Annotated in this window: 13 protein-coding genes and 3 pseudogenes; 9 read left to right on the top strand and 7 right to left on the bottom strand. The window is 63.4% G+C overall.

All coding sequences use genetic code 11. From position 1 onward, the window contains the following. The gene (locus HAP41_RS14935; protein ID WP_028151278.1) at nucleotides 1-426 is read left to right on the top strand and encodes a hypothetical protein; all 426 of its coding nucleotides are present in this window, start codon (nucleotides 1-3) and stop codon (nucleotides 424-426) included. Between the two features lie 40 nt (nucleotides 427-466). On the opposite strand, the gene HAP41_RS14930 is transcribed toward HAP41_RS14935, so the two are convergent. Continuing rightward, nucleotides 467-1,435, bottom strand: a complete 969-nt coding sequence (locus HAP41_RS14930; RefSeq protein ID WP_014493617.1) for a helix-turn-helix domain-containing protein — start codon at nucleotides 1,433-1,435, stop codon at nucleotides 467-469. A 514-nt stretch (nucleotides 1,436-1,949) separates the two neighbouring features. Here HAP41_RS14930 and xoxF5 point away from each other — a divergent pair. The 7 genes from xoxF5 to HAP41_RS14895 all read left to right on the top strand — a co-directional run bounded on the left by xoxF5 (nucleotide 1,950) and on the right by HAP41_RS14895 (nucleotide 9,848). Next, nucleotides 1,950-3,761, top strand: coding sequence for a lanthanide-dependent methanol dehydrogenase XoxF5 (gene xoxF5, locus HAP41_RS14925; RefSeq protein WP_166100505.1), 1,812 nt, complete (start codon nucleotides 1,950-1,952; stop codon nucleotides 3,759-3,761). Nucleotides 3,762-3,842: 81 nt separating this feature from the next. Further along, the gene (locus tag HAP41_RS14920) at nucleotides 3,843-4,364 is read left to right on the top strand and encodes a c-type cytochrome, methanol metabolism-related (protein WP_175618125.1); all 522 of its coding nucleotides are present in this window, start codon (nucleotides 3,843-3,845) and stop codon (nucleotides 4,362-4,364) included. A 57-nt stretch (nucleotides 4,365-4,421) separates the two neighbouring features. Then, entirely contained in the window at nucleotides 4,422-5,531 is a 1,110-nt protein-coding gene (locus HAP41_RS14915; protein ID WP_014493614.1) for an S-(hydroxymethyl)glutathione dehydrogenase/class III alcohol dehydrogenase, read from the top strand. Nucleotides 5,532-5,564: 33 nt separating this feature from the next. Next, entirely contained in the window at nucleotides 5,565-6,128 is a 564-nt protein-coding gene (gfa, locus tag HAP41_RS14910) for an S-(hydroxymethyl)glutathione synthase (protein ID WP_166100510.1), read from the top strand. Between the two features lie 637 nt (nucleotides 6,129-6,765). Further along, a complete protein-coding gene (locus HAP41_RS14905) occupies nucleotides 6,766-7,218 on the top strand; it encodes a (2Fe-2S)-binding protein (protein ID WP_166100514.1) in 453 nt (150 codons plus the stop codon). 1 nt (nucleotide 7,219) lies between these two features. Beyond that, entirely contained in the window at nucleotides 7,220-9,532 is a 2,313-nt protein-coding gene (locus HAP41_RS14900) for a xanthine dehydrogenase family protein molybdopterin-binding subunit (protein ID WP_166100518.1), read from the top strand. Nucleotides 9,533-9,587: 55 nt separating this feature from the next. Beyond that, on the top strand, nucleotides 9,588-9,848 hold the full coding sequence (locus HAP41_RS14895) for a hypothetical protein (protein WP_166100521.1): 261 nt from the start codon (nucleotides 9,588-9,590) through the stop codon (nucleotides 9,846-9,848). A 221-nt stretch (nucleotides 9,849-10,069) separates the two neighbouring features. Here the strand turns inward: HAP41_RS14895 and HAP41_RS14890 are convergent, their stop codons facing one another. From HAP41_RS14890 to HAP41_RS14865, 6 genes and pseudogenes are all read right to left on the bottom strand, one after another. Then, nucleotides 10,070-11,803 carry a methanol/ethanol family PQQ-dependent dehydrogenase gene (locus HAP41_RS14890; RefSeq protein WP_166100524.1) on the bottom strand — a complete coding sequence of 578 codons (1,734 nt, stop codon included), beginning with the start codon at nucleotides 11,801-11,803 and terminating at the stop codon, nucleotides 10,070-10,072. Nucleotides 11,804-11,920: 117 nt separating this feature from the next. Further along, on the bottom strand, nucleotides 11,921-12,574 hold the full coding sequence (locus tag HAP41_RS14885) for a QcrA and Rieske domain-containing protein (protein WP_166100530.1): 654 nt from the start codon (nucleotides 12,572-12,574) through the stop codon (nucleotides 11,921-11,923). A 264-nt stretch (nucleotides 12,575-12,838) separates the two neighbouring features. Next, nucleotides 12,839-13,102 (bottom strand): annotated as a pseudogene (locus tag HAP41_RS14880) (group III truncated hemoglobin); the annotation flags it as partial. A 16-nt stretch (nucleotides 13,103-13,118) separates the two neighbouring features. Continuing rightward, nucleotides 13,119-13,954 (bottom strand): annotated as a pseudogene (locus HAP41_RS14875) (IS5 family transposase). A gap of 84 nt (nucleotides 13,955-14,038) precedes the next feature. Next, a pseudogene (locus HAP41_RS14870) lies at nucleotides 14,039-14,242 on the bottom strand (globin family protein); the annotation flags it as partial. A 135-nt stretch (nucleotides 14,243-14,377) separates the two neighbouring features. Continuing rightward, on the bottom strand, nucleotides 14,378-15,229 hold the full coding sequence (locus HAP41_RS14865) for a 3-hydroxybutyryl-CoA dehydrogenase (protein WP_085405655.1): 852 nt from the start codon (nucleotides 15,227-15,229) through the stop codon (nucleotides 14,378-14,380). A gap of 303 nt (nucleotides 15,230-15,532) precedes the next feature. Between HAP41_RS14865 and pstS the strand changes: the two genes are divergently transcribed. Beyond that, nucleotides 15,533-16,585 (top strand): phosphate ABC transporter substrate-binding protein PstS, encoded by a 1,053-nt coding sequence (gene pstS, locus HAP41_RS14860; protein ID WP_166100539.1) that lies wholly within the window; start codon nucleotides 15,533-15,535, stop codon nucleotides 16,583-16,585. Nucleotides 16,586-16,798: the final 213 nt, after the last annotated feature.

Here is a 16,798-nt window from a genome sequence, read left to right as displayed (position 1 = left end):
ATGACACCGGATGGCGTCGCCGTTGCCGTCATGATCATCCTGCTCTTTCCGATGGGCTACTTCACGCTGGCCTCTCCCGCCTTCCTGCTGGTGAAGCTCGATATCCAGCCCGTCGCCCAGCTATTGCGTGGGATGTTCAACGCCCATTTTCTGGTGATGCGCGTCGCCGGCGTGATCGGAGCGCTGGCTTTCCTGCTCGACGGTCGCCTGGTCGCCGCGATGGGCGTCGGCCTGCTCGCGGCCCTGGCGATCTGGGGACGCCGCTGGTTCATGCAACGGATCGACGACCAGCTCCGCGCGAGGGACGCAGGCGATGCTGAAGCCCCGCACCGGCTGCGCCGGCTGCATTGGAGCGGCATGCTTGGCAACGCGGTGCTGCTGGTCGCTCTCGTGACCAGCATTCCCTACGTCGCCATATCGGCCTGAGAGATATCGCCGCGCGGCCTGCGGCGGCTGCGGCGCTCGCCTAATGCTCACCCGAGGCCGCGGCGCCTTGCTGGGCCTTGTGGATCGAGGACGGCACCACGCCAAAATATTTCCGGAACACGCGGCTGAAATGCGATGAGCTGGAGAAGCCCCAGGAGAAGGCGACGTCGGTGATGGTCTTGCCGCCGTGCGCCTCGAGCTCCTGGCGGCAATTCTGCAAGCGCGCCTGCCAGATGTAGTCGCTCACCGTGGTGCCGCGCTCGGAGAACAGCATGTGCAGATAGCGCTTGGAGCAGCCGAGCTCGGCGGAGATCTGGTCGATGCACAGATCCGGATCGCGCAGGTGCTCGCGGATGAAGAATTGCGCGCGCACATACATCGCCTCGGGCCCGACGCGATCGAACATCGTGTCCGCTTCGCGCAACGGCAGCAGCAAGAGGTCGATCAGCGAATCGGCGACACCGACCGCGCTGTTCGCCGACAGCTTGGCCGCCTCGTCGAAGGTGGCGTGGACGAAATCATGGGCGATCCTCCCCGTCCCGGTCTTCGCCGACAATTTGCAGGCCGGCATCCGCTGCGACGGGAATCCACGGTCACGCAGCAAGGCCTTCGGCACGATCACCACGTCGTGGCGGGTGAAGGCAGGGCTGATGATGGAATGCGGACACGAGACGTCATAGGCGATGATGTCGCCCGGGTTCAGCTCGATGTGGCGGCCTTCCTGCTCGAAATAGGACACGCCGTAGGTCTGGAAGTGGATCTTGATGTACGGGTGTTCATTGGCTTTGGCGCGCGCCAGCGTGTGCGCGATGCGATGCTGGCTGACCTCGATCTGGCAGAGCTTCAGGCGCGAGACGCTCGTGTAGTCGATGCGGCCCTCGAGCGAGGACGCCTCGAGCGGATCGACGTCGAAATGCCCACACAGGCTTGTCAGCCCGTCGATCCAGCTCTGGATCTGCCGCTTCGGCGTCAGGCCGGTCGTCGAGAGCGTGTGAATGGTGTCGGACATTAATCCAGCCGCTGGTTTCATCTGCAGATTCGACGCGAATCGCAACCAGCGCTGCCGGAGCCCTCAGCCATGATTGCGTGACGTTTACCTCGAATTTGAGCGGTCTCTTGCAACGAGCGCGATCGTTCCATTGCCACCCTTGACGGTTAATCCTCCGCCTTAGTTGCAGCGCCGTCAAGGGGAACCTGAGCGTCGAAGGCGGTCGCGAAGGCGCGCGGAAGCCGCTGAATTCGCTACTGCAAAATCAAAAACTTTGCGTCCGTGCGCTGTCAAGCAAACCGGCTTCCCTCTTGGGCAAGTTTCCCGATGACGAAGTCGTTAGGGATTGCGGCAGGAACAACAAAAACGGGCCTCTCCTGCACGTGGACCCGTAGCTCTCATCCGGAGGAGGAAACAGCACAGCATCGTTTCTGGTCCCAAACGTGACCGCCCTGCACGAGCAGACGCCGGACGAGAAGCCCGGTGATTAAGCAATGCTTCGGAAACAATAAACGAGACCAACGGAGGAATGACTATGCGCAAGGTGCTAATGGCGACCTATCTTGGCTCCGCGGCGATGCTCGCCGTCGGCAGCGCGTCAGCCAATGACGAGCTGATCAAGATGTCGCAGAATCCCAAAGATTGGGTGATGCCGGCGGGCGACTACGCCAATACCCGCTATTCCAAGCTGAACCAGATCAACGCACAAAACGTAGGCAAGCTCCAGGTCGCCTGGACCTTCTCCACCGGCGTGCTGCGCGGCCACGAAGGCGGCCCGCTGATCATCGGCAACGTGATGTACGTCCATACACCGTTCCCGAACAAGGTCTATGCTCTTGACCTTTCCAACGAGAACAAGATCATCTGGAAGTACGAGCCGAAGCAGGATCCGAACGTCATCCCGGTGATGTGCTGCGACACGGTCAACCGCGGCCTGTCTTACGGCGACGGCAAGATCATCCTGCATCAGGCTGACACCACACTGGTTGCGCTCGACGCCAAGACCGGCCAGGTCGCCTGGTCTGTGAAGAACGGCGATCCCACTAAGGGCGAGACCGGAACCTCTGCGGCGCTCGTCGTCAAGGACAAGGTCCTGGTTGGCATTTCCGGTGGCGAGTTTGGCGTCCAGGCTCACATGACGGCTTACGATCTCAAAACGGGCAAGTTGGCTTGGCGCGGTTACTCGGGAGGGCCTGATGATCAAATCTTGGTCGATGCCGAGAAGACCACCGCTCTCGGCAAGCCGGTCGGCAAGGACTCCAGCCTCAAGACCTGGCAGGGCGATCAGTGGAAGATTGGCGGCGGCGCCACCTGGGGCTGGATCTCCTATGATCCTGAGCTGAACCTGATCTATTACGGATCAGGCAATCCCTCGACCTGGAACCCGAAGCAACGTCCAGGCGACAACAAATGGTCGATGACGATCTGGGCCCGCAATGCCGACACCGGCGTGGCCAAGTGGGTCTACCAGATGACGCCGCACGATGAGTGGGATTATGACGGCGTCAACGAAATGATCCTCTCGGATCAGTCGATCAACGGCCAACCGCGCAAGCTGCTGACCCATTTCGACCGCAACGGCCTCGCCTACACGATGGATCGTGTCACCGGCGAACTGCTGGTCGCCGAGAAATACGACCCGAAGGTGAACTGGACCTCCGGCGTCGACATGGACAAGAACTCGCCGACCTATGGCCGCCCGAAGGTTCTCGACGCGGCCTCGACTGAAAAGGGCGGCGAGGATCACAACACCAAGGGCATCTGCCCGGCCGCGCTCGGTACCAAGGACGAGCAGCCGGCAGCCTACTCGCCGGACACGCAGCTGTTCTACGTTCCGACCAACCACGTCTGCATGGACTACGAACCGTTCAAGGTGAGCTACACCGCGGGCCAGCCCTATGTGGGCGCGACGCTCTCGATGTATCCGCCGCAGGGCGAAACCCACATGGGTAACTTCATCGCCTGGGACGGCAAGACCGGCAAGATCGTCTGGTCGAACAAGGAGCAGTTCTCGGTCTGGTCGGGTGCGCTCGCAACCGCCGGCGGCGTGGTGTTCTACGGCACGCTCGAAGGCTACCTGAAGGCGGTCGATGCCAAGTCCGGCAAGGAGCTCTACAAGTTCAAGACTCCCTCCGGCATCATCGGCAACGTCACGACCTATGAGAACGGCGGCAAGCAGTACGTCGCAGTGCTCTCCGGCGTGGGCGGCTGGGCCGGCATCGGTCTGGCGGCAGGTTTGACCGATCCGACCGCCGGTCTCGGCGCAGTCGGTGGCTACGCGGCCCTCAGCAACTACACGGCACTCGGCGGTACGCTGACCGTGTTCTCGCTGCCCGCGGCGAACTAGCCCACCCTTCGTGTCGCTCCGGCGCGTGGATCTACTCCACGCGCCGGCTCGTCTCCACCGAACGCCTTCGAGGATCATCTCTTGCGTAAAATCTGCTTTGTCATCGCTGCGACCATCTTCGTGACCTCGGGAGGAATTGCCGTTGCGGAAGGTCCGGGCGACCCGACCGCTGTCAAGAAGGAAGACGACGGAAAGTGGCTCGATAAGGAAGGAAATCCGACCTACAAGATTTCGGCCGACGGCACCGTGGACTGGTTCACCTATTCCGGATATCGCCGCTATCACTCCGACTGCCACGTCTGCCATGGCCCCGACGGCATGGGATCCACCTACGCACCGGCGTTGAAGGATTCGGTCAAGACCATGAGCTATGGCGACTTCCTCGGCGTCGTCGCCTCCGGTCGCAAGAATATCTCGACCGCGCAGGAGAACGTCATGCCTGCCTTCGGCGACAACCCGAACGTCGCCTGCTACATGGACGATCTCTACGTCTATCTGCGCGCCCGCTCCGACGAGGCGTGGGGCCGTCAACGTCCCTCCAAGAAGGATGAGAAGAACGAGACCTACACCAAGGCGGAAGACGCCTGCATGGGCAAGAAATGAAGGTTACCAGGACCGATACCACCTCGTGGCGTCCTGCGAGAATTTGAGGAGTTTACGATGAAGACACGTGCCGCCGTTGCTTTCGAAGCCAAGAAACCACTCGAGATCGTCGAAGTCGATCTGGAAGGACCGAAGGCCGGCGAAGTCCTGGTCGAGATCAAGGCGACGGGCATCTGCCATACCGACGCCTACACGCTCGACGGCTTCGACAGCGAAGGAATCTTCCCGTCGATCCTGGGTCATGAGGGCGCCGGTATCATCCGCGAGATCGGACCGGGCGTGACCTCGGTGAAACCGGGCGACCATGTCATTCCGCTCTACACGCCGGAATGCCGGCAGTGCAAAAGCTGCCTGAGCCAGAAGACCAATCTCTGCACCGCGATCCGCGCGACGCAGGGCAAGGGCGTGATGCCCGACGGCACCAGCCGCTTCTCCTACAAGGGCAAGCCGGTCTACCACTACATGGGCTGCTCGACCTTCTCGAACTTCACCGTGCTGCCGGAGATCGCCGTCGCCAAGATCCGCGAGGACGCGCCGTTCGACAAGAGCTGCTACATCGGCTGCGGCGTCACCACCGGCGTCGGCGCCGTCGTCAACACAGCGAAGGTCACGCCGGGCTCCAACGTGGTCGTGTTCGGCCTCGGCGGCATCGGCCTCAACGTGATCCAGGGCGCCAAGATGGCCGGCGCCGACAAGATCATCGGCGTAGACATCAACGACTCCAAGGAGGATTGGGGCCGCCGGTTCGGCATGACCGAGTTCGTCAACCCCAAGAAGATCACCGGCGACATCGTCGCGCATCTGGTCAACCTGACCGACGGTGGCGCCGACTACACCTTCGATTGCACCGGCAACACCACCGTGATGCGCCAGGCGCTGGAAGCCTGCCATCGCGGCTGGGGCACCTCGATCATCATCGGCGTTGCCGAATCCGGCAAGGAGATCGCCACCCGCCCGTTCCAGCTCGTCACCGGGCGCAACTGGCGCGGCACGGCCTTCGGCGGCGCGCGCGGCCGCACCGACGTGCCCAAAATCGTCGACTGGTACATGAACGGAAAGATCCAGATCGATCCGATGATCACCCACGTGCTCAAGCTCGAGGAGATCAACAAGGGTTTTGACCTCATGCATGAGGGCAAATCCATCCGTTCAGTCGTCGTGTTCTAGCTCGAAAGCGTCACACCCAAGGAGGATCGACCCATGACTGTTGCACTCCATCCCTCGATCGATAACGGCGTCAAACAGGGCAGCGGCAACTTTGCCGGCGGCACGCTGGTCTGCAAATGCACGGACCACCCGGTCAAGGTCGCCGTGAAGGGCGACGTCGCCCACAACCACGCCTGCGGCTGCACCAAGTGCTGGAAGCCGCAAGGCGCGAACTTCTCGGTGGTCGCCGTGGTGCCGCGCCAGAACGTCAGCGTGACCGAGAACGGCGACAAGCTCCAGATCGTCGACCCGTCGGCGGTGATCCAGCGCCACGCCTGCAAGGCCTGCGGCACGCACATGTACGGCCGCATCGAGAACAAGGGCCATCCGTTCTACGGCCTCGACTTCATCCATCCCGAGCTGTTCCAGGAGCAGGGCTCGCAGGCGCCGCAATTCGCCGCCTTCGTCTCCTCCGTGATCGAATCCGGCGTGAAGCCGGAACAGATGGCAGGCATCCGCTCGCGGCTGAAGGAAATCGGGCTCGAGCCCTATGACTGCCTGTCGCCGGCGCTGATGGACGCGATCGCGACCCATGTCGCGAAAGCCAAGGCTGCCTGACAAGGCCGCCTGAACAGGCCCGCCAGACCTTCGCCGTGCCCGTCCGCTCGCTGGCCGACCATCGCCAGCGAGCCGGACGGTCCGGCCCCCGGCCAAATCGCTGCGATGCCTCCGCTTCGCACGACTCAAGATGCGAGGGCCATGAGCTCCTCAGATGAGCTCCTCAGTCCTGGTCTCTGAATGACTGCGCAGTGCCGCCCACTTCCCCCTCGAAGTCCGCGCCTCTGCGCTTCTCCCTCCCTCGACTGAGGCATCCTGCTTCGTCCGCGCAGTCTCTGCCGGACGAAGCTTTTTTCGTCGTGCACATTTCGCAGGCGCATGCGCGTGATGCCGCGCCCTGCTTTTGACAAACCTTCGTTGCAACTTTTCCCTTCAACAACACCCGGCTGTGAACGCCGGGCCGGCGCGGTCTCTGCTACGATCGCGTCGTCACGATGCCGCGCGAATTCAATCAATCAAGAATAAGACGGGAGGTATCGAGCACATCCGGACATCACGATTCGCATTCCTGCTTCCTTCCGGGATCTGCCCGCGCAGGAGAACAGGCCGGGATGCGGCGACACGACGAAACGGGCAGTGCGCCGACCTGTGTCGGCAATGTTGAAATCGACATGCTTATGAAGAGCGAGGGACCATCATGATCAAGGTGAAGATCAACGGCCAGGAACAGAGCTGGGACGGCGACCCGGATCTCCCGCTACTCTGGTTCCTGCGTGACGAGGCCGGGCTGACCGGCACCAAGTTCGGCTGCGGCCAGGCCCTGTGCGGCGCCTGCACCGTCATCGTCGACAAGGAGGCCATGCGCTCCTGCATCACGTCGATCAACGACGTCGCCGGGCGCGAGGTGACCACCATCGAAGGCCTGCATCCGAACGGCGACCACCCCGTCCAGAAGGCCTGGCGCCAGGTCAACGTGCCCCAATGCGGCTTCTGCCAGGCTGGCCAGATCATGCAGGCCGCCGCGCTGCTGATGGAGAACCCCAAGCCGTCACACGACCAGATCCGCGAAGCGATGGCCGGCAACATCTGCCGCTGCGGCTGCTACCAGCGCATCGAGAACGCAGTCCATCTCGCATCGACGGGAGTGTGACATGAACTTCATCGAGAACCCGACGAAGCTCCGTGGCTTCGAAAAGAACCTCAAGGTCGAGAAGGTATCCCGCCGCAGCATCCTGAAGGGGCTCGGCATCACCGGCGGCTTCGTGCTTGCCGCACCCGTGATGTCGCGCCAGGCGTTTGCCTATGAGACCGGCGCCGGCAAGATGCCGCACGGCGTCGTGGTCGATCCTCGCGTCTTCGTTGCCGTTGCGCCCGACGGCACCGTCACCATCCTCGCCCACCGCGCGGAAATGGGCACCGGTGTGCGCACCAGCCTGCCGCTGATCGTCGCCGAGGAGATGGAGGCCGACTGGTCCAGGGTGAAGGTGCAGCAGGCCCACGGCGACGAGGTCAAGTTCGGCAACCAGGACACCGACGGCTCCCGCAGCACGCGGCATTATCTGATCCCAATGCGCCAGATCGGCGCCTCCGCACGCACCATGCTGGAGCAGGCCGCGGCCAAGCGCTGGGGCGTGCCGGCGACCGAGGTCAAGGCCGTCAACCACGAGGTCGTCCATAGCGCCAGCGGCCGCAAGCTCGGCTTCGGCGAGCTCGCCGCGGACGCAGCCAAGCAATCGGTGCCGAGCATCGAAGGCCTCAAGCTGAAGGACCCCAAGGACTTCCGCTATCTCGGCAAGGGTCAGATCGGCATCATCGATCTCCACGACATCACCACCGGCAAGGCGCGCTACGGCGCCGACGTGCGATTACCAGGCATGAAATATGCCGTGATCGCACGCCCGCCGGTGACCGGCGGCAAGCTGGTCTCATTCGATCCGGACGCGGCGCTGAAGGTCCCCGGCGTCGAGAAGGTGATGCAGGTGCGCGGTTGGCCGTGGCCGTCGAAATTCCAGCCGCTCGGCGGCGTCGCGGTGATCGCGCGCAACACCGGCGCGGCGATCAAGGGCCGCGACGCGCTGAAGCTGACCTGGGACGACGGCGCCAACGGCAAATACGACTCCGTCGCCTATCGCAAGGAGCTCGAGGAAGCCTCGCGCAAACCGGGCCTCGTCGTGCGCCAGGAGGGTGACGCAGACGCTGCGCTGAAGAGCGCCGACAAGGTCGTCGTCGGCGAATACTATCTGCCGCACCTCGCCCATGTCAGCATGGAGCCGCCGGTGGCGGTCGCCGACGTCAAGGGTGACAAGGCGGAGATCTGGGCGCCGGTGCAGAGTCCCGGCGGCACCCGCGAGGACGTCGCCAAGACGCTCGGCATTCCCGAGGACAACGTCACGGTGAATGTCACGCTGCTCGGCGGCGGTTTCGGCCGCAAGTCGAAATGCGACTTCGCGCTCGAGGCCGCACTGCTGTCGAAGGAGCTCGGCGCGCCGGTGAAGGTGCAATGGACGCGCGAGGACGACGTCCGTCACGACTTCCTGCACACCGTCTCGGTCGAGCGGATCGAGGCGGGGCTCGACAAGAACGGCAAGGTGATCGCCTGGCGCCACCGCAGCGTGGCGCCGAGCATCGCCTCGACCTTCGCCGCGGGTGCAAACCACCAGGCGCCCTTCGAGCTCGGCATGGGCCTCGTCGACATGCCGTTCGAGATCGCCAACATCTCCTGCGAGAACCCGGAAGCCGCGGCGTTCACCCGCATCGGCTGGTTCCGTTCGGTCTCGAACATCCCGCGGGCCTTTGCGGTGCAGTCGATGGTCGGCGAGATCGCGCAGGCGACCGGGCGCGACCAGAAGGAGACGCTGCTCGCGCTGATCGGCAGTCCCCGCATCGTCAAGCCGGCGGTGAAGGACATGTGGAACTATGGCGAGCCCTATGACAGCTACCCGATCGACACCGCGCGCCTGCGCAAGGTGGTCGAGCTGGTCGCCGAGAAGGGCGAATGGGGCCGTCAGGTGCCGAAAGGCCACGGCCTCGGCATTGCCGTGCACCGCAGCTTCGTCAGCTACATCGCGACCATCGTCGAGGTGGCCGTCGACGAGAAGGGCAAGCTGACGGTGCCGCGGGTCGACACCGCGATCGACTGCGGCACCTATGTCAATCCCGAGCGCATCGCCTCGCAGATGGAGGGCGCGGCGATCATGGGGCTGAGCGTCGCCAAATACGGCGCGATCACCTTCAAGGACGGCAAGGTGGAGCAGAAGAACTTCGACGACTTCCAGGTCCTCAGGATGGATGAATCTCCTCTTGTAACCAACGTCTACATCGTCCCGCCCGGACCCGACACGCCGCCGAGCGGCGTCGGCGAGCCCGGTGTTCCGCCGTTCGCGCCGGCGCTGATGAACGCGATCTTCGCCGCGACCGGAAAGCGTATCCGCAGCCTTCCGCTCGGCAAGCAATTGGAGGCCTAAGGCGGAACATTGAACGGCCTCGCGCCGTTTCCATCGATCTGACAGGAGCAGATCGATGACCAACATCTCAAAGGCGCTCGCAGTCTCGTTGCTGTCGGGCGCCTTTTTCATGACGACCACGGCTGCGTTCGCCCAAAGCAACACCGCCCCGCCGACCACCGCCACGCGCCCCACCGCGCCGGAGCAGAACTCGCTTCCCAACGCCGGCGCCCCGCCGCCTTCGACCACGCAGACCACCGGGCAGACCAGCTCCGATCCGAAGGTTCAGGAAATGAACCAGAAGGAAAAGGACAAGGTTGATCGGCACGGGAAGTAGCGGTTCAACGCCTGCACCCACAAACCGCCGCTCGCCGTCATGGCCGGGCTTGTCCCGGCCATCCACGACCTCTGCCGCGGCACGAAGAACGTGGATGCCAGGGACAAGCCCGGGTATGACGAGTTCGTGGCGCGAGCACCGCACACGCAAAATGCGGCGGACGTTGCCGTCCGCCGCATTGCCCCCTCACCGCTCCGCTTCTTGCGATCCGCCCGCGGAGCTTATTTCTTCAGCGCGAACACCCAGATGACGCCGCCCTGCGGCACATTGGATTCGATGCCGATATTGTTGGTCGCGAGCGCATCCTGGATGCGCTGTGCGTCGACGCCCCATCCGGACTGGATCGCGATGTATTGCGTGCCGTCGATCTCATAGGATGACGGCATGCCCATGATGCCGGAATTGGTCTTCTGCTCCCACAGCAGCTCGCCGGTCTTGGCATTGAAGGCGCGGAAGTTGCGGTCGTTGGTGCCGCCGACGAAGACGAGATCGCCCGCGGTCGCCGTCACCGAGCCGAACAGCTGCGACTTCGGGAAATTGTGCTGCCACACCTTCTTGCCGGTGACGGGATCCCAGGCCTGGAGCTCGCCGAAATGATCCGCGCCGGGCTTGGTCTTCAGGCCGATGTCTTCCGGCTTGGTGCCGAGCCAGAGTTCGCCGGGCTTGAGCGGAAGCTTCTCGCCGGTAAAGCCGCCGCAGAAATTCTCGTTGGCGGGCACGTAGACGAGGCCTGTCTTCTGGCTGTAGGCCGCCGACGGCCAGTCCTTGCCGCCCCACAGCGACGGACAGAACTCGACGCGCTTACCGACGGCCGGCTTGTGATCGGGATCGACGATCGGCCGTCCGCTCTCGGCATCGATGCCCTTCCAGACATCGGTGGCAACGAACGGCCAGCCGGCGACATAGTTGATCTTGGTCGGCGTGCGCTCGAGCACCCAGAAGATCGCGTCGCGGCCGGGATGGACCAGGCTCTTGATGTTGCGCCCATTGCGTTGCAGGTCGATCAGCATCGGCGCTTCGACCTCGTCCCAGTCCCAGGAATCGTTCTGGTGATACTGGTGATAGGTCTTGATCTTGCCGTTGCTGGGATCGAGCGCGAGCACCGACGAGGTGTAGAGATTGTCGCCGGGGTGCATCTCACCGGGCCACGGCGCGGCATTGCCGACGCCCCAATAGATCGTCTTGGTCTCCTTGTCGTAATTGCCGGTCATCCAGGCCGAGCCGCCGCCGTTCTTCCAGTCGTCGCCCTGCCAGGTGTCGTGACCGGGCTCGCCTTCGCCCGGAATGGTGTAGGTCCGCCACAGCTCCTTGCCGTCCTTGGCATCGTAAGCGGCGACATAGCCGCGCACGCCGAACTCGCCGCCGGAGCCGCCGACGATGACCTTGCCGTCGATGATCAGCGGCATCAGGGTCATGTACTGGCCCTTCTTGTAATCCTGCACCTTGGTGTCCCACACCACCTTGCCGGTCTTGGCGTCGAGTGCCACGACATGGTCGTCGGTGGTGGCGAGATAGAGCTTGTCCTCCCAGAGGCCGACGCCGCGGCTGGTCGGATGCAGCTGGAACAGATCGTCGGGGAGCTGCCGCTTGTAGCGCCAGTACTCGTCGCCGGTCTTTGCGTTCAGCGCGATCACCTGCCCCATCGGGGTCGCCACGAACATCACGCCGTTGTTGACGATCGGCGGCGCCTCGTGGCCTTCGACCACGCCGGTGGCAAACGTCCAGACAGGCGTGAGATTCTTGACGTTCGAGGTGTTGATCTGGTCGAGCGGGCTATAACCCTGCCCGTCATAGGTGCGCCGATAGAGCATCCAGTTGCTGGGTTCCGGATTTTCCAGCCGCTGCGCGGTGACGGGAGAATAATTCTCGATCGGGCCGGCGGCGGCCGAGGCAAGACACGTGAAGGCGACGAAGCCGGACAGTAACCATTGCTTCCTGGTGATGGAAGTTTTCATGGACGTTCCCCTTTTTCATCCGTTTGAATTCTTGTTTTGAATTCTTGTCGTTCGTCCCGTCGTCCGCCTCTCGGCGGATGCGGCCTCTCGTGACGCGGGCATAACCCGCACCGTCCATCATCCTGGCTGCACGCCACCTACCTTTCCGATGAAGTTGCCGGCGACGCTGAGCGAACCGTCAGCGAGCGCGAGCGGCAGCGCGGCAAGCCGCCGCGGCGCCGGCCCGAACACGACCTGCGCGCCCGCGCGGGGATCGTATTCGGAGTTGTGACACATGCACTTGAACACGTCCTTGTCGCCGACATCGCTCTTGACCCAGGCGGTGACGGGACAGCCGGCATGCGAGCAGATCGCCGAATAGGCCAGGATGCCGTCGACGGCCCGCGCGCGGGTCTTCTCGTCGAGCTCGGCGGGATCGAGTCTGATGATCAGGATTTCGTTGAGGCGCGAGGCGCTGCGCACCACCGACGTGTTGGGATCCTTCGGCCACGCATGGACCGGCGGTCCACCGGCCGGGAGATCGGCCGCGGTGATGAGCTTTCCCTCCTGATCGCCTTCGGAGAAGACGAGGAGATCACCCTTCTGCGGACGTTCGTCGGAGCCTGGCGGATCCTCGCCCGCGCGCGCCTGCGTGGAACAACCAAGGCAGGCGGTCGTGGCGAGCGCGCCAAGCAGCAGCGTTCGCCGCGTCTGTTCTATGCCCGCGTCGACTTCAGGTTCCGCAGTGCTCTCGGACGATGAGGGAGTGATGTTGAATGATGCGCGCGACATGCACGTTAGCAGGCGCTGGAACTCTGCCGAAAAAAAGGCGGAGAGTTGGCGCCGCAGCGCATCAATATGTCTTTGCTCGCTTTGGTTGAACGCAAATGAATGCGTTCCAGCGCATATTTGCAATTGCAACGTCGCATCGCGCGATCGGCATGATGATTTTGCAGATCAGACCGATGATGCCGGAATTGGTGCAACGCGTTATTGGCCGCGCAGCGCAACCTCGGAGCGATACAACTGCACGTTTTGCAGGCAGATTTTCTGTCGTCAGGACCGGAGCACGTGACGCGGCGCAGCGATGCGGCCGGCGATGGTCGCCGACGCCATCTCAAAACTGTCAGCGATGCGACGCGCCTTGTCGATGAAGAGCGCGGCCGCCGGCGGCGGACAGACCTCGCGCGCGGTCTGCTCGAACAGATCGAGCCAGCGGTCGAAATGATCGCCGACCAGCCTGAGCGGCACATGCGCCCGCATCGGCGAACCATGATAGCGGCCGCTCATCAGCACGACCGACGACCAGAAATCCCTAAGAGTCTGTCCGGAAAGATTACCTTGGATTGCATAGCTTTCGCAGCATGAGTCGGATGGAGGCCAGCTTGAGAAAGGCGAGCGCCCTGTGATTGAAGCATTCCCAATCTTTGGACAGTCTTCGGCATCGCCCGAGCCAGGCAAAGGTACGCTCGACGATCCAGCGTTTGGGCAAGACGACGAAACGGTGAGCCTGATCGGAGCGTTTGACGATTTCGAGGTTCACGCGCTTCAGAGCGCTACGCAGCCCCTTCTGGAAATGTGGCCCTTGATATCCGCCGTCGGCGTAGAGCTTCAGAAGAAAGGGATAGAGGCCGAACAACGTTGCCATCAGGAGCACGCCGCCGTCGCGATCCTGGATGTCCGCCGCATGCACGATGGCGTGCATCAAGAGGCCTTGCGTGTCGACGAGAATGTGCCGCTTCTTGCCCTTGATCTTCTTGCCCGCGTCGTAGCCATGGAGATCATGAGGCCCCCTTTTTCAGCGCTTTTCACGCTCTGGCTATCGATGATGGCGGCGGTGGGAGAAGCCTCGCGCTCGGCCCTTTCGCGACATTCGACATAGAGGGCGTGATGAATTTTATCGAGCGTGCCGTTCCAGCTCCACAGATCGAAGTAGCCATACAGCGTCGAGCGCGGCGGCAGGTCCTTGGGGATCGCGCGCCACTGGCAACCTGTGCTCAGGATGTACATCAGCCCGTTGGCAATCTCGCGCAGGTCCACCGTACGCTTGTTGCCGCCGCGCTTGGCCGGCGGGATGCGAGGCGCGATCAGCGCCCACTCCTCGTCGGTCAAGTCGCTCGGATAGCGCAGGCGGCTGCGGTCGTAGCGTGCACGGTTCTCGGTAGTCCACATTGGCGGCGCGTCCCCATCGAATCAGGCCGCTCACCTTGAATCACAACCGATTCATTCGACTCAACATGTTTTGGAACAGACACTAAGTTTGGCGAGATGCTCGTCCCAATTCTGCACGATCGCAAAGACCGGCCCCAGCAGTGCATCCTCGCGCACGCGTCCGTAGAAGCGGGTGACGAGCTCCCCGATCATCTCCTCGGTGATCCCGGTGCGCTCGATCGCATCCTGGGTCAGCAGGTTCCGCCGCGCGGCCGCCGCCTCGCGCTCGGCCTTCAGTCGATCCGACATGTCTTTCGTTATCCGTTCATTTATTCCCGCAGGCCGCCCGTTCGACATTGTCGGGCCAATTGCGCGCGACGTCTTTGTCGCAGCGCAAATTGCGGGGATCGGACGGCGGATGCCGGGCACCCGCCGCCGGCGCCATCAGGCGCTATAGGTGTAGAAGCCCTGGCCGGTCTTGCGGCCGAGATGGCCGGCATCGACCATCTCCTTGAGCAAGGGGGCCGGACGGTATTTGGGGTCGTTGAAGCCCTTATAGAAAACCTCCATCACCGAGAGCATGGTGTCGAGCCCGACGAGATCGGCCAGCGCCAGCGGCCCGATCGGATGGTTGCAACCGAGCTTCATGCCGGCATCGATCTCCTCGGCGGTCGCGATCCCTTCCTGGAGCGCAAAGATCGCCTCGTTGATCATCGGGCACAGGATGCGATTGACGGCGAAGCCGGGGCTGTTCTTGGCCGTGATCGCCACCTTGCCGACCCGCTTGGCGAAATCCAGCGCCTTGGCGTGGGTGTCGTCGGAGGTCTGCAGGCCGCGGATGAGTTCCAGCAGCGCCATCACCGGCACCGGGTTGAAGAAGTGCATGCCGATGAAGCGATCGGGACGATCGGTTGCGGCGGCAAGCTTCGTGATCGAGATCGAGGAGGTGTTGGTCGCGAGCAGCGTGCGCGGCGATAGCGTGGCGCAGAGGTCCTTCAGGATCTTGACCTTGAGCTCCTCGTTCTCGGTCGCGGCCTCGATGACGAGGTCGCAATCGGCGAGCTTCGCGCGGTCGGTGGTGCCGGTGATGCGCTTGAGAGCCGCCTCGCGATCGGCTGCCGACATCTTCTCCTTCTTGACCAGGCGCTCGAGGCTGCCGCCGACGGTCGACAGCCCGCGGTTCACCGCCGCATCGGAGATGTCGACCATCACGACCGAGAGCCCGGCCGCGGCACAAATCTGCGCGATGCCGTTCCCCATGGTCCCTGCCCCGATGATGCCAACCGTGTTGATCATTGCCTCGTATCCTTCATCCTTGCGGGCATGCCAGACGGCCCGGCTCCATTGTTCCTGCATCAGGGTCTAGCACCGCCGCCGGGCGGGTGCGACCTGATCGTGCCCCCCTCCTTAAAGCATTCCGGGCGGGAATAAAGCCGCTCTTCCGCCGCGGAGAGGTGCGATTCGATGCCCCGGCGGGCTGATTTGTGCGAATTCTGCCCGGCCTCGGGGGGCCGAGGGCGCGCCAGCGAGCACCGGGCCAAGGCGTATTTGTGACACAGGCCACATCTGCTTCGCGCCCAGCCTGCTAGCCTCGGTCGCATGATGAAGCACCTCACTCTCCCCGTACTCTTCACCGCTCTGCTCGTCGCCACGCAAAGCCTGGCGGCCGAGACCAAGGGAGCCGGCTCAACCTTCGTTTCGCCCGTGATGGCGAAATGGATCGACGCATACAAGACGAAGACCGGCAACACCGTCAGCTATCAAGCGGTCGGCTCGAGCATCGGCGTCGGCCTGATCAAGAAAGAGGCCGTCGACTTCGGCGCAAGCGACATGCCGCTTGATCCCAAGGAGCTGGACAGGCTCGGCATGATGCAATTCCCGATCGTGATCGGGGGCGTCGTGCCGGTCGTCAATATCGATGGAGTGAAGCCCGGCCAGATTCGCTTCACCGGCCAGATGCTCGCCGACATCTATCTCGGCAAGCTGAGATCATGGAACGATCCGGCCATTCGCGCGATCAACCCCGACATCAGGCTGCCGAACACGCCGATCACGGTGGTTCATCGCACCGACGGATCCGGCACGACGTTCAACTGGTCGAACTACCTCTCGAAGGTCAGCCCGCAGTGGAAGACGAGCGTGGGCGACGGCACCTCGGTCGAGTGGCCGCTGGGTCTCGGCGGCAAAGGCAATGACGGCGTCGCCTCGCTCGTCGGCCTCGTTCCCGGCTCGATCGGCTATCTCGAATACACTTACGCGCTGCAACGGCTCGACAGGATTTCCTTCGGCGTCGTGCAGAACAGTGCCGGCAATTTCGTCGTCCCCGACGCCGCATCGTTCCAGGCAGCGGCCTCGAGTGCAGACTGGAAGGCGGAGAAGGATTTCCATCTCGTGCTCACCAACGCGCCCGGCGAAGACGCCTACCCGATCACGGCCACGACGTTCGTGCTGATGCCGAAGGCGCCGAAATCCGAGGAACGATCGGCAGCGGCCATCGACTTCATGCGCTGGTCTCTGGAGAACGGAAAGGCCCAGGCCGAGGCGCTCAATTACGTGCCGCTGCCGGCCGCCCTGGTCGACCAGATCGAGCGCTACTGGGAGCAGAGCCTTGGCGCGCCCGCGATTTCGGCATCGGCTGCAGTCAAGCGCTGAGGCTCGAAGCAAGTCTGGCCAGGGATCAATCGCCGGCGGGCCATTCCCCGCTGGAACTTTGCGCGCGTCGAGCACGTTGAGCTGGCACCGGGCCTGAACTCGGCCGGTTGGAGGCCTTGCGATCTTTTCCGACGATGAAAACATCGACCACGGTGACCTCAGGAGCTCAGTAACCCCCTGGGTCACGCGCGGCGGACCAGGCGTTCGCCCCGT

It is taken from the genome of Bradyrhizobium barranii subsp. apii, from assembly GCF_011516635.5.
Taxonomy (GTDB): Bacteria; Pseudomonadota; Alphaproteobacteria; order Rhizobiales; family Xanthobacteraceae; genus Bradyrhizobium; species Bradyrhizobium barranii.
This window is presented reverse-complemented; position numbering and strand designations above follow the sequence as displayed.